The organism is Pedobacter sp. Leaf250, from assembly GCF_920984735.1.
Taxonomy (GTDB): domain Bacteria; phylum Bacteroidota; class Bacteroidia; order Sphingobacteriales; family Sphingobacteriaceae; genus Pedobacter.
In genome coordinates, this window is sequence record NZ_CAKLBU010000032.1 from 1 (window position 1) to 12,693 (window position 12,693).

Here is a 12,693-nt window from a genome sequence, read left to right on the forward strand (position 1 = left end):
TTCGATTATCGTCCTTGTGAGGTACGAAGCAATCTCAATGCTTTGTTAGCCTAACCTACACTTTTAAGATTACTTCGTGCCTCGCAAAGACTAACGAACTTACAAATATGCATCTAACTTCAAAAGTTGCTCATAAGCATCCCCTTCTAGCCCCAATAGCTTTGCGAAAGCTGGTTCGGTTTTAAAACCTTGTTTCTTTAATTCAATAACCTTTAACCTAAATTTTTCTCCGTTTTCTAATAGTAACTTGTGCTCAATAAGCATGTGGCGATATGCATTTTGTTCTTGTGTTAGAATGTTTTGACCAAAAATTTCGATTTCAAAATTATCAATAAAGAAGTTTGCTTTTATAGAATTGAAAACTGAATTTTTTGTGATAATAAACCCTTTTTCATTTTGAAAATGGATTTGTAAGGTATTGACAAATTCTTCTTTGTCTTTAACATAACAGATGATATCAAGGTCGCTGCTTTCGATATCAACGTTAATTGGAATGGTGCCAACTAAAATAGGAGTGTAGTGATTTAGCTTTTCTAAAATAGCATGATCATTTAAAACTTGATAAGCTTTTTGCTGCCTTTTGTTTCCTGTTTTTAAATATGATATGTTGAGAAAGTTTGGGTTTGGATCCATACAAATTTTGTTTCTTGCAGAATCCAAAGTTAATAAACCCGATAGTATGAATGCCAATGCGTTTCAATTCTTTCATTGTTTTTTAGCAGAAAGATGGTTAAAGTATAAGCTTCATTGGCAGTAAGGATAGCGGGGAGAGACATTGATTTTGGTAGTGGATTTGCTTTTCAAAATATTATTAATCCTATTATCGTGAGATGGGAAGAAACAATGTTAGTTTGATAGATTTAGGAAGAATGCTTTAAGATTGCTTTGTGCCTAGCAATGAGGACTGACTAAAAAAAAAGCCCACTTCAATTAAGAACTGGGCTAATCATATTTTTAGTAAAGTATACGTTATGCTAAATCGTAAATCGTAAGTCTGAAATCGTAATTCTTTTAATCTTCTACAATTTCACTGTTGATATTGACATCATCCTTTACATCTTCTTTGAAGTAGTTCTTCTGGAAGATTAGTATAAGTATCACACCAACCGAAATTGCGGCATCAGCCAGGTTAAAAACGGGTCTGAAAAAAACAAATTCATCACCGCCCCAAATTGGAATCCAACTCGGGAAATGACCTTCTGCAATCGGGAAGTAGAGCATATCTACAACGCGTCCATGAAACCAACTTTCGTAGCCATAAATTTTTCCGTAAAATACAGAATCAATAATGTTTCCTAAAGCACCTGCAAAAATAAGGGCTACATTTAAGATTAAACCACGGTGATATTTGTGCTTAATTAAATAATGCAAGCCGTAGCCAATACCTGCAACTGCAGCAATACGAAATAATGATAAAGCTAATTTTCCAAATTCTCCACCGAATTCCATTCCAAAAGCCATTCCATTATTTTCGGTGAAATGAATGATAAACCACTTACCAATAATGTTAAATTCCTGACCAAGATACATGTGGGTTTTAATCCACGTTTTTAGTACTTGGTCGGCAAGTAAAACTAAAAAGATAACTAATAAAGGTTTTGTATAGCCTTTCATTAACTCTGCTTTAATTTAGCTTCCATGCTCAAAGTAGCGTGAGGAACCGCACGTAAACGTTCTTTTTGAATTAATTTACCTGTTTCGCGGCAAATACCATAAGTTTTGTTTTCGATACGAACCAATGCGTTTTCAAGGTTATCAATAAATTTTTTCTGGCGGGCAGCTAACTGATTGATTTGCTCTTTTTCCATCGTTGCAGAACCATCTTCTAATGTTTTATAAGCACCAGATGTATCTTCTGTTCCGTTTGCATTTGGGTTGCTTAATGAAGATGTTAATGCATTAAGTTCTTCTTTAGAACTGCGTAATTTATCTTGAATTAATTCTTTAAATTCCTGAAGTTCACTGTCTGAGTAGCGTGTTTTGTTACTGTTTTCCATGTTTTTAATTTAGTTTTCTAATATATGGATTTATATTTTAGATACTGAAATGCTTAATTCAACATCATCGATAGTGATTTTGTTTGCATCTATTACAGTATCTTTTAATTCTAATTCGTCTGCTAAAATTTCTGCGCAAATGTAAGCCTTGTTTTTAGCAACCGCATTGGCAACAAGGTTATCATTTTGTAAAGTAACCTTAATTCTATCGGTTACTTCGAAGTTTAATTCCTTACGTAAGTTTTGAATTCTGTTAACCAACTCACGAGAAATTCCTTCTTGTTTCAATTCTTCGGTAATGGTTACATCCAAAGCCACAGTTAAGCTGCCTAAATTAGTAACCTGCCAACCTGGAATATCTTCAGCAAAAACTTCAACATCATCATTTAGGTTAATGGTAAACTCTTCGCCACTGCTTCCAACTACGATAATAAATCCGTCATTTTCTAAACGTTGAATATCATCCTGGTTGGAATTTTCCAAGGCCTGTTTAACCAAACTCATATCTTTACCCACTTTCTTACCTAAGGATTTGAAATTAGGTTTAAGCTTTTTCTTTACGATGCCATATGTATCGGTAATAAATTCGATATTTTTAACATTCGTTTCTGAAAGAATATAATCAGCTACTTTTGATATTTTTTGTTCGAAATCGCCACTTAATGAAGGAATTAAGATTTTTTCTAAAGGCTGGCGAACATTGATGCCCGATTTTTTGCGCAGAGATAAAACCATAGATGAAATATCTTGTGCGTAAACCATACGTTCGTTCAAATCAGTATCGATTAAACTTTGATCTGCCTCATTCCACAAAGTTAAGTGAACCGATTGTGCTGCATTTTGATCATTTACACTTAAGTTTCTGTACAACCAATCGGCAAAGAATGGCGCAACCGGACTCATCAGCTGTGCTAAAGTTTCTAAACATGTATAAAGCGTTTCGTAAGCTGCTCGTTTATCATCTGTCATTTCGCCTTTCCAAAAACGGCGGCGACTTAACCTGATGTACCAGTTACTCAAATGCTCATCAACAAAAGCCTGAATGGCACGTGTTGCCTTAGTAGGTTCATATGCATTGTAGGCTTCATCAACTTCGTTGATTAAAGTTTGCAGCAACGATAAAATCCAGCGGTCTAATTCCGTTCTGTCTTCAACCTTGCTTAAATTATTTTTGTCGATTTCAAACTTATCGATATTAGCATACAAGGCGAAGAATGCATAAGTGTTATAAAGTGTACCGAAAAATTTACGGCGAACTTCAGCAATTCCTTCGATATCAAACTTAAGGTTGTCCCAAGGATTTGCGTTCGAAATCATGTACCAACGTGTTGCATCAGCTCCGTATTCGTTAATGGTTTGGAAAGGGTCTGCTGCATTGCCTAAACGTTTAGACATTTTCTGCCCGTTTTTATCCAGAACCAATCCATTCGATACGACGTTTTTGTAAGCAATCTTATCGAAAACAAGTGTAGAAATAGCATGCAATGTATAAAACCAACCACGGGTTTGATCTACACCCTCGGCAATAAAATCTGCGGGAAAATCTTCATTTGCATCAATCGTATCTTTGTTTTCGAAAGGGTAGTGCCATTGTGCATAAGGCATGGCGCCCGAATCGAACCAAACATCAATTAAATCACTTTCGCGGTTCATTGGTTTGCCTGATGGAGAAACTAAAACAATTTTATCAACTACATTTTTATGCAAGTCAATTAAATCGTAGTTCTCTTCAGACATGTTGCCGATTTCGAATCCTTTAAAAGGATTTTCTTTCTGGAAACCCGCGGCAATAGATTTTTCTATAGCATTATAAAGTTCTTCAACCGAACCGATTAAAACTTCTTCTTTTTTATCTTCTGTTCTCCAAATTGGCAAAGGAATACCCCAATATCTTGAACGGGATAGATTCCAGTCGTTGGCATTTTTTAACCAGTTACCGAAACGACCTTCACCTGTTGATTTTGGTTTCCAGTTAATGGTTTCATTAAGATCGAACATTCTGTCTTTAACATCTGTAACCTTGATGAACCATGAATCCAAAGGGTAATATAAAAGCGGCTCATCAGTTCTCCAGCTGTGCGGATAACTGTGAACATATTTTTCAACTTTAAAAGCCTTATTTTCTTCCTTTAATAAAATGGCCAATTCTACATCAACCGATTTTTCAGGTACTTCGCCAGCACTGTAATATTCATTTTTTACATATTTGCCTGCAAAAGGCCCAACATGTTTAGTAAATTTTCCTTGCAAATCTACCAAGGGAACAAGAATGTCATTGTCATCCTTTACCAACATAGGGGGAATTTCAGGGACAGCTTCCTTTGCAACTTTAGCATCATCAGCACCGAATGTTGGCGCAGTATGCACAATACCGGTACCATCTTCTGTGGTTACAAAATCTCCAGAAATTACTCGGAAAGCGTTTTCTGGATTGTTATATGGTAAAGCGTAAGTTAAAAGTTGTTCGTATTTAATGCCAACCAATTCACTTCCTTTACATTCAGCAAGAATTTGGTAAGGAATTTTCTTATCGCCAGCTTTAAAATTTGTAAAATCTTCAGCTTCATTACTTTCTAAGAAACCTTTACTAAATTGCTTTCCAACAAGGTTTTTCGCCAGAATTACATTGGTTGGCAGAAAGGTATATTGATTAAAAGTTCTGACTAAAACATAATCAATTTTCGGGCCTACAGTTAAAGCCGTGTTCGATGGTAAAGTCCATGGAGTTGTGGTCCAGGCCAATAAATAAATATCTCCAAATCCTTGTAAAAAGGCTGGTAAGGTATCAACTAAGGCCTTAAACTGTGCAACAATTGTTGTATCAGTAACATCACGGTAAGCACCAGGTTGGTTAACTTCATGAGAGCTTAAACCAGTTCCTGCTTTTGGTGAATATGGCTGGATGGTGTAGCCTTTATAAATTAAGCCTTTATCGTAAATCTGTTTTAAAAGCCACCAAACCGATTCCATATATTTCGATTTGTAGGTAATATACGGGTCATCCATATCTACCCAATAACCCATTTTTTCAGTTAAGTCGTTCCACACATCGGTGTAACGCATAACTGTTTTTTTACAGGCTTCGTTGTAATCTTCAATAGAAATTGTTCTACCAATATCTTCTTTGGTAATGCCTAGTTCCTTTTCAGTACCAAGTTCTACAGGTAGGCCATGAGTATCCCAGCCAGCTTTTCTTTTAACCTGATAACCCTTAATTGTTTTGTAGCGGCAAAAAATATCTTTAATAGCACGAGCCATTACGTGGTGAATTCCCGGCATGCCATTGGCAGATGGCGGTCCCTCGTAAAAAGTAAATGGATTAGATTTCGGACGAGATGAAATGCTCTTTTCAAAGATGTTTTCTTCTTTCCAAAAATCCAGTATTTCTTGCCCTATTTTGGCAAGGTCCAATTGTTTAAATTCGCTATACATCAATTAAGTACCTCAAAAAATTAAGGTTGCAAAGTTAAAGAAATTCGCTCAATTTTGGTAGTTTTGGTGTAAATACTTTTGATGTGAAATTATTTAATCTTGGTATCTTGTTAATGATTGTAGCTGTAATTGCGCTGCCAATTGTTGCCATTATCAATCCCGAAAATAGAGATTTTGTACTGTATTCATTTTATTTCTGTGGCTTACTCGAACTAATTGGACTCATCTTTGTTTTAGTCCATATCATCAAACTCAAAAAAAACTCGCCATGATAAAGCTCCTGAAATTACAAAAAGCCGTTCTAGTTCTAATTCTTGGAGTGTTATCGTTTATTGCATACCGTATTTTATCGGCTTATGAAGTAAGCTGGGCACGTTATTTTCAAATTTTAGCAGGCATTTTAGTAATGGTTGGTGCACTTTGGATGTTATATCCAATTGTTTTTGCCAAGGATGATGGCGATGGGCAGGCAGAAATTATTACAGACCCAACAGTTGAAATTCCTGTAGATGAGGAAGAAAAAAAGCCTGCGACAGATTAATTCTTAGATTAATAATTATAAAACCTGAGCTTATCTTTTCTTCAATGCCTTATATAGTTTTAAATAGATTTTGAAAAGCAAAACCTGCATTCCATTTTAACGTCCGTCCTGCTGTTCGCTTTAATCGCTCAATGAAAAATTTCGCTCTTGCTCGCTGCCATCAGGTTTAGATAACTTCAGATAGAACAAGAAACTACGTTTGTCCAGCGAATTGCTATAACATATCACACAACCCATGACTTAAGTCATGGGCAAATTCATATATTCAGGCTGCTTAATGGTCAAATTCACCAGCATTTCTAGCTGAGTCCTCATCAGACACTACTTTTCTAATTTTCTTTTTATCCAGCCATAAAACCAAGGCAGGCAATAGAGTTAAATTAAAAATTAAGGCTACGAATAGGGTTATTGATAGGAGTAAACCCAAAACAACCGTTCCGCCGAAAGTAGATGCCGTAAAAATACCAAAACCAAAGAAGAGGATTAAAGCAATGTGTGTCATGCTTACACCAGTTTCAGTAATCGTATCTGTAACTACTTTTGGTACACTAAAGTTCGTTAAATTTAATTCCTGCTGGTATCTCGTTAAGAAGTAGATGGTTTGGTCTGAGGCCAAGCCAAAAGCAATGGTAAAAATTAAAATTGTTGATGGCTTTAAGGAAATTCCAAAATAACCCATAATTCCTGCAGTAATAATTAATGGAACAATATTGGGCAATAAGGAAATAAACATAATTCCCAAACTTTTAAACTGAGCCAAACGTAAAAGCGAAATTAATATGATTGCCAGTCCGATGCTTTCAAACAAGTGCTTAAGCATGTAATCTGTTCCTTTTGAGAAAATAATGCTTGATCCTGTTAATTCTACATCAAATTTATTGGGTGGTAGTATGCTGTCGATGCGGGGTTTAAGCTCTGCCATAATTGCATCTAAACGTTTAGAGCCAACATCGGCCATCTGAAAACTAATTCTGGTACTTTGATTTCCCTTACTTACGAAATTGGTTAGCAAACTTGCATTTCCTTTTCCGCCGCTTGCAATATAAGCCAGAATGAAGTTTTTTTCCATATTATCTGGCAAGCGAAAAAACGTGGAATCATTGTTATAGAAGGCTTGGGTTGCATATTTCAAACCCATATTAACCGAAATGGAACGCGAAAATTCTGGATAAGCGGAAATCATTTTTTCCATCTTTTCTATTCTTTTCAAATTCGTTAGGTTAAAAACACCATTCTTTTTCTTGGTGTCAACGCTTACTTCTAACGGTAAAATTCCCTCAAAATTTTTCTCGAAGAATTTTAAATCCGTCAAAATTGTTGAGCTTTTTGGTAAGTCATCAACCACGTAACCATTCACGTTAATTTTCATTACACCAATAAAAGCAATGATGGAAATCACAATGGTGCCAATATAAATTACAGAACTTTTATTTTGGACAAGGTGATCAGTTTTAACCAATAATTTGTGTAGAAAACCCTCCTCAACATGGGTTTGCGCTTTCAATTTTGGCGTAGGTAAATAGCTGAAAATAATCGGAATTAAGCACAGGCACATTAGCCAGGTAATCATCACATTTATTGATGCCACGCTACCAAATTGCATCAATAATTCACTTCCTGTAAAATATAAAACGCCAAAACCAATGGCTGCAGTAATGTTCGCTATTAATGTTGTAACAGCAATTCTTTCAATTGTTACGCTTAGGGCACGTTGTTGATTACCATCTTTTCTAAGTTCATTTTGGTATTTGTTTAATAACAAAATACTATTCGGAATACCTATAATTACAATCAGTGGCGGAATCAATCCGGTTAAAATAGTCAGTTCAAATCCAAATAAAACCAATGTTCCAATGCTCCAGATTACGCCCATGATAACCACTAAAATCGGAAAGAAAACAGCGTAAAATTTCCTGAAGAAAATCAGTAAAATGATTGCCGAAACTAAGATCGATAATCCTAAAAACAATACAAATTCATTGCTTACCAATTTGCTAACCGCTGTACGGATGTAAGGTAAACCTGAAATATGAACCTGAATTTTGGTTTTCGCCTGGAAGGCCTTGGCTTTTTCCTCTATCTGTCTTAAGATTGGATTTCGTTCAGCAGAGTTTAAAATTTTAGTGTCAAAAGTAATTGCCATTAAGGTGGCATTTTGCTTATTATAAACTAAGCCTTCAAAAAATGGCGTATTGAATAAAGTATTTTTAATCGAGTCCATTTCAGTATCGGTTTTCACCAAACTTCCCGGTATTGCTTTCAGTACAAACTTTTGCCCTACGGTATCTTTCTCTAATTGAAAAATTTTACCAGATGATAAAACTGCTTTTATACCTTTTAACTTCTGAATTTCATTTGAAAGCTGAACCCATTGATTGTAAATATCTTTTTTAAAAATATTGGGCGATTGAATACCAACAACCATTACACTTCCATCTTCGCCAAAAGTTTTTTTGAAATTGTTATATTTTACAAAAGCACTGTCTGTTATAGGTAGGATTTTACTTCCTGTATAAGATAGCTTTACGTTTTTGGCTTGATATGCCATGAAAACCGTTCCCAGAACAAAAAATACAATAATCGCAATACGGTTCTGAAGAATAAACCTTGATAGCTTAACCCACATGTGTTGTCTAGTTTTTAATTATAATGATAAGGGCAAAACTAATCTTATTTATAAGTTGGAATGTTTTTTTAACCAATTTATTTTGCACAATAACATACTTTTGGAAAAAATGTTTTATTACCATGTTGCACAAAGTCAGAGGTATTGTTTTAAAAACCACCAATTACAGCGAAAGCAGTGTAATTGTTCAGGTTCTGACAGATAAATTCGGAATGCAATCCTATTTAATAAATGGTGTAAAAAAACCGAAAGCAAAAATTAAGATGAACATGCTTCAGTCGCTACATCTTTTAGATATGGTGGTTTATCATAAAGCAAATACCAATATTCAAAGGGTCTCTGAAATTCGGCAAACGCCTGTTTTTAAAAGTATTCCTTACGATATGATTAAAACAAGCATCATCATTTTCTTAAACGAAGTGCTTTATAAAAGTATCCGCCAACAATCTGCGGATGACAGTTTATTTGATTATATTTTTAATTCAGTTGCCTGGTTTGATGAAACTGAAGAATTAAACCCTAATTTTCATTTATCATTTCTTTTAAAATTGACCCGGTTTTTAGGTTTTTCTCCAAATGATAAAAGAAGAACCGACCAGGTTTATTTCGATTTACAAGAGGGAGAATTTGTTTCAAGATTACCTATTCATGCAAATTATCTTCAATTGGAAGATGCACAAGGATTTGTATCGTTATTTAATACACCGCTCGAAAGAATTTATGAAATTAAAATGAATAATGTGCAGCGGAGATTTTTGTTAGATAAGATATTGGTTTTCTACACCTTACATACGGCCTCTTTTGGAGAAGTTCTATCGCATAAAATATTGGAAACGCTGTTGAGTTGAAAAAAAATAAAAAAGATTTGCGAAACAACATTATAGCGCTATATTTGCATTCCCAAAAGGAAAGGGAAATTAGCTCAGCTGGTTCAGAGCACCTCGTTTACACCGAGGGGGTCGGGGGTTCGAACCCCTCATTTCCCACATTACTTTCAAGGATTTGAAAGTGTAATAAAAATAAACACCTTTGCAAAAAGGGAAATTAGCTCAGCTGGTTCAGAGCACCTCGTTTACACCGAGGGGGTCGGGGGTTCGAACCCCTCATTTCCCACACTAAGCCTTTCAAGAAATTGGAAGGCTTTTTTTATGATTTTTCTATCTATAAAATCAATATTATATCCGAAATTGCCACATGCAAAATGATGGTTGATGTTAGGAAAGATAATCCGCTTTATATTTTTTGGGAACTACTTTGTTGGCATTCTTGCTGTAGCCTTAACTTTAGAGGCGACTTTTCAACTGCGTTTACCTTTTAATTCACTAAATTATTACCTGTTACTTTTCTTAGCTCCAACTATATATTATACCTATGCTTACAATAAGGTATCTACAAGTCCCTCAGCCGTAAATCCCCGAACGCAGTGGTATTATAAACATAAAAAATTTATTAAGCAGAGCCAGAGTATATTATTTACGATTTGTATTACATTGGCAGTTAACCTATTGTACGATAATTTTCATAATATTTTAAATTTACCCATTATCTATTGGTCGGCAATAATCATTATAGTTATTGCTGCAGCTTTATATTACGGTTTGCTGCCCCGATCATTTCTTAAATTCAACTTGCGTAATACTGGATGGTTAAAGGCTTTCGTTATCGGCTTTGTTTGGGCTTGCTGTGCTAATGTTCTGCCGCTCATCATGCTCAAAATTGAAACAGGAATCGGTTATCATGATTCAGTGCTTTGGACATGGCTGTTTATCAAAAATTGGATGTTTTGCACTGTGAACGCTATAATTTTTGATATTAAAGATTATCCAACGGATGCCAACAAACACCTCCGAACATTTGTTGTACGTTATGGTCTGCGCAAAACAATCTTTAACATCCTCATTCCGTTACTAATTATAGGCCTGCTATCATTAGCAATTTTTGCCACTTATAAAGGGTTCGGTTTTCCGCAAGTGATGTTTAACATTCTTCCATTTATCCTCACCATTTACATTGCTTATTCCATGCACCGCAGAAAAAATATTTTGTACTATTTGATGGTTATTGATGGATTAATCCTATTCAAAGCTATTTGCGGAATTGTGGGTATGCTGTTTGTAAATTGATTTATAAAATAAAGTGATTAATAACTATGATAAAATAGCGCAACATTACGATTTTCTAAGCCGTTTGGTATTTGGTAAATCACAAGTAAACGCTCAAACTAACCAACTAAAATATATTTCTTCAAATAGTTCGATTTTAATTGTTGGCGGCGGCACAGGATGGATTTTAGAAGAATTGGGTAAACTTCATCAAACGGGTTTGAAAATAACTTTTGTCGAAATTTCTGCTAAAATGATATCGCTTTCTAAAGCCAGAAATTATGGCAATAATGAAGTTGAATTTATTAATTTAGGTATCGAAGAGTATGAAATTAATAATCATTTTGATATAATAATCACTCCGTTTCTTTTTGATAATTTTTCCAGAGAACGCTGTCATAAGGTCTTTCAAAAATTACATCTCTCTTTAAATAATAGTGGCTTGTGGTTAATGGTCGATTTTACAACTCAAACCAAAGGAGGTAATTGGTGGAAAAAACCTTTCCTAACATTAATGTATACTTTTTTTAACTTAATGGCTCGAGTTGAAGCAAAAAATTTGGTTGATATGAATCCTTATTTTGAAAAAGGTGGCTACCAAATAATTGAAGAACGTTTTTACTATGCGCATTTTATCAAAGCCGTTGTCTATCAAAAATAAAATGACAAATCTTTAATGCAACAATATTGCGTTTAAATTTAATTCTTTTCATTTTTGAAGAAAAAACGATATGAATTTTGATGTAATTATTATTGGAGGAAGTTATGCCGGACTTTCTGCTGCTCTTACTTTGGGACGTGCAACTAGAAAGGTATTGGTAGTGGATAGTGGAAATCCTTGCAATAAACAAACGCCACACTCACACAATTTTCTTACCCATGATGGGAAAACGCCCACTGAAATAAGTGCTGAAGCAAAAGCTGATGTGCTGAAATATTCAACTGTAGAATTTCTTCATGAGGAGGTAGTATCGGCAAAAAAAGTATTAAACCTGTTCCATGTCGAACTTAAGGATGGACAACATTTTACTGCTCGGAAATTGCTAGTGGCCACTGGTTTAAAAGATATTTTGCCAAATATTAAGGGGCTAAAAGAGTGTTGGGCCATTTCGGTAATCCATTGCCCTTATTGCCATGGCTTTGAGGTTAAGGATGAAAAAATGGGTTTATTAATGAACGGAGACCTAGCTTTTGAAATGGCAAAGAATTTAAATTTATGGAACAAGGACTTAACTATCTTAACTAACGGTTTTTCAAAATTGACCATTGAACAACAGGAAAAACTTCAATCAAAATCCATTAGGGTCATTACAGATGAAATCGAAGAATTAATTCATTTGGGTGGTGTGCTTAAAGCGGTGAGATTTAAAAATGGAGAAGAGTTGGCGCTCAAAGCGATTTACACCAAATCGGAAACCGAACAGCATGTTAATTTTGATGCGCAGTTGAATTTCGAGCTCACAGATTTAAAAACAATAAAAGTTGATGAACAGCAAGAAACTACTGCTAAGGGCGTTTATGCCGCAGGAGATTGTACAACCTTAATGCGGTCGCTATCCATTATCACAGCAAGTGGAACGTTAGCAGCTGTAATGATGAATAAGGAAATGATTTCTGAAGATTTTTGAGTAATCATCAAAATTTAAAATAGAATAGCACCAGCAATTGTAGCAAGGAACATAGTTGCGATAACAATTCTATCTGCATTTATCCATTGTTCTCTTGTTAAAGGAGTTGCAACTTTTTTAACAGTTTCTGTTTTGTGCCTGCTAAGCCTGAATACGGAGGTGTCTAATTTAATAATCATAGAAAAATGTTTTTAAAGGTTGATTTTTCTAATTCAAATGCCAAGCCAAAATTTAATAAAATTGTTTAATTGTGGATAACTTAGTGATTTTTGTTAAATATTTCGTTTTATACATTAAGTAATGTAAAATTGTTGATTGACAAGTAATTAGGTTTGTATTTAAAAAGAAACAATACGCTTTGATTATT

At 34.7% G+C, this 12,693-nt stretch carries 12 protein-coding genes and 2 tRNA genes; 8 read left to right on the forward strand and 6 right to left on the reverse strand.

What is annotated here, in order from left to right; genetic code table 11:
• Nucleotides 1-99: 99 nt before the first annotated feature.
• From LUA91_RS19810 to ileS, 4 genes are all read right to left on the reverse strand, one after another.
• Nucleotides 100-633 carry a DUF4269 domain-containing protein gene (locus tag LUA91_RS19810; protein WP_231427851.1) on the reverse strand — a complete coding sequence of 178 codons (534 nt, stop codon included), beginning with the start codon at nt 631-633 and terminating at the stop codon, nt 100-102.
• Nucleotides 634-1,011: 378 nt separating this feature from the next.
• Nucleotides 1,012-1,614 carry a lipoprotein signal peptidase gene (locus LUA91_RS19815; RefSeq protein ID WP_231427852.1) on the reverse strand — a complete coding sequence of 201 codons (603 nt, stop codon included), beginning with the start codon at nt 1,612-1,614 and terminating at the stop codon, nt 1,012-1,014.
• Complete coding sequence (locus LUA91_RS19820) at nt 1,614-1,997, reverse strand: TraR/DksA C4-type zinc finger protein (protein ID WP_029286865.1); 384 nt, start codon at nt 1,995-1,997, stop codon at nt 1,614-1,616. Before LUA91_RS19820 ends, LUA91_RS19815 begins: the two co-directional genes overlap by 1 nt.
• A gap of 30 nt (nt 1,998-2,027) precedes the next feature.
• Nucleotides 2,028-5,429 carry an isoleucine--tRNA ligase gene (gene ileS / locus LUA91_RS19825; protein ID WP_231427853.1) on the reverse strand — a complete coding sequence of 1,134 codons (3,402 nt, stop codon included), beginning with the start codon at nt 5,427-5,429 and terminating at the stop codon, nt 2,028-2,030.
• Nucleotides 5,430-5,512: 83 nt separating this feature from the next.
• Here ileS and LUA91_RS19830 point away from each other — a divergent pair, with 83 nt between their 5' ends.
• Together LUA91_RS19830 and LUA91_RS19835 are read left to right on the forward strand one after the other, a co-directional pair.
• Nucleotides 5,513-5,701, forward strand: a complete 189-nt coding sequence (locus LUA91_RS19830; protein WP_231427854.1) for a hypothetical protein — start codon at nt 5,513-5,515, stop codon at nt 5,699-5,701.
• Entirely contained in the window at nt 5,698-5,970 is a 273-nt protein-coding gene (locus tag LUA91_RS19835) for an isoleucyl-tRNA synthetase (protein ID WP_231427855.1), read from the forward strand. The genes LUA91_RS19830 and LUA91_RS19835 overlap by 4 nt, the downstream gene beginning before the upstream one ends.
• A gap of 274 nt (nt 5,971-6,244) precedes the next feature.
• Here the strand turns inward: LUA91_RS19835 and LUA91_RS19840 are convergent, their stop codons facing one another.
• On the reverse strand, nt 6,245-8,596 hold the full coding sequence (locus LUA91_RS19840; RefSeq protein WP_231427857.1) for an RND family transporter: 2,352 nt from the start codon (nt 8,594-8,596) through the stop codon (nt 6,245-6,247).
• Nucleotides 8,597-8,718: 122 nt separating this feature from the next.
• Between LUA91_RS19840 and recO the strand changes: the two genes are divergently transcribed.
• The 6 genes from recO (at nt 8,719) to LUA91_RS19870 (ending at nt 12,326) form a co-directional block, all read left to right on the forward strand.
• Complete coding sequence (gene recO, locus LUA91_RS19845) at nt 8,719-9,444, forward strand: DNA repair protein RecO (protein ID WP_231427858.1); 726 nt, start codon at nt 8,719-8,721, stop codon at nt 9,442-9,444.
• A 63-nt stretch (nt 9,445-9,507) separates the two neighbouring features.
• Nucleotides 9,508-9,582 (forward strand) — tRNA-Val (locus tag LUA91_RS19850).
• 52 nt (nt 9,583-9,634) lie between these two features.
• A tRNA-Val gene (locus LUA91_RS19855) sits at nt 9,635-9,709 on the forward strand.
• A 98-nt stretch (nt 9,710-9,807) separates the two neighbouring features.
• The gene (locus tag LUA91_RS19860; protein ID WP_231427859.1) at nt 9,808-10,719 is read left to right on the forward strand and encodes a hypothetical protein; all 912 of its coding nucleotides are present in this window, start codon (nt 9,808-9,810) and stop codon (nt 10,717-10,719) included.
• 13 nt (nt 10,720-10,732) lie between these two features.
• Complete coding sequence (locus tag LUA91_RS19865) at nt 10,733-11,359, forward strand: class I SAM-dependent methyltransferase (protein ID WP_231427860.1); 627 nt, start codon at nt 10,733-10,735, stop codon at nt 11,357-11,359.
• Between the two features lie 70 nt (nt 11,360-11,429).
• Nucleotides 11,430-12,326 (forward strand): NAD(P)/FAD-dependent oxidoreductase, encoded by an 897-nt coding sequence (locus tag LUA91_RS19870; RefSeq protein ID WP_231427861.1) that lies wholly within the window; start codon nt 11,430-11,432, stop codon nt 12,324-12,326.
• A 14-nt stretch (nt 12,327-12,340) separates the two neighbouring features.
• Here LUA91_RS19870 and LUA91_RS19875 read toward each other — a convergent pair whose 3' ends face one another.
• The gene (locus LUA91_RS19875) at nt 12,341-12,505 is read right to left on the reverse strand and encodes a hypothetical protein (protein ID WP_231427862.1); all 165 of its coding nucleotides are present in this window, start codon (nt 12,503-12,505) and stop codon (nt 12,341-12,343) included.
• Between the last annotated feature and the right edge of the window lie 188 nt (nt 12,506-12,693).

Excerpts from the sequence above, each read along its gene's own strand:
- LUA91_RS19810 (WP_231427851.1), bottom strand. The coding sequence starts at position 633 with ATGGATCCAAACCCAAACTTTCTCAACATATCATATTTAAAAACAGGA.
- LUA91_RS19815 (WP_231427852.1), bottom strand. The coding sequence starts at position 1,614 with ATGAAAGGCTATACAAAACCTTTATTAGTTATCTTTTTAGTTTTACTT.
- LUA91_RS19820 (WP_029286865.1), bottom strand. The coding sequence starts at position 1,997 with ATGGAAAACAGTAACAAAACACGCTACTCAGACAGTGAACTTCAGGAA.
- ileS (WP_231427853.1), bottom strand. The coding sequence starts at position 5,429 with ATGTATAGCGAATTTAAACAATTGGACCTTGCCAAAATAGGGCAAGAA.
- LUA91_RS19835 (WP_231427855.1), top strand. The coding sequence starts at position 5,698 with ATGATAAAGCTCCTGAAATTACAAAAAGCCGTTCTAGTTCTAATTCTT.
- LUA91_RS19840 (WP_231427857.1), bottom strand. The coding sequence starts at position 8,596 with ATGTGGGTTAAGCTATCAAGGTTTATTCTTCAGAACCGTATTGCGATT.
- recO (WP_231427858.1), top strand. The coding sequence starts at position 8,719 with ATGTTGCACAAAGTCAGAGGTATTGTTTTAAAAACCACCAATTACAGC.
- LUA91_RS19860 (WP_231427859.1), top strand. The coding sequence starts at position 9,808 with ATGTTAGGAAAGATAATCCGCTTTATATTTTTTGGGAACTACTTTGTT.
- LUA91_RS19870 (WP_231427861.1), top strand. The coding sequence starts at position 11,430 with ATGAATTTTGATGTAATTATTATTGGAGGAAGTTATGCCGGACTTTCT.
- LUA91_RS19875 (WP_231427862.1), bottom strand. The coding sequence starts at position 12,505 with ATGATTATTAAATTAGACACCTCCGTATTCAGGCTTAGCAGGCACAAA.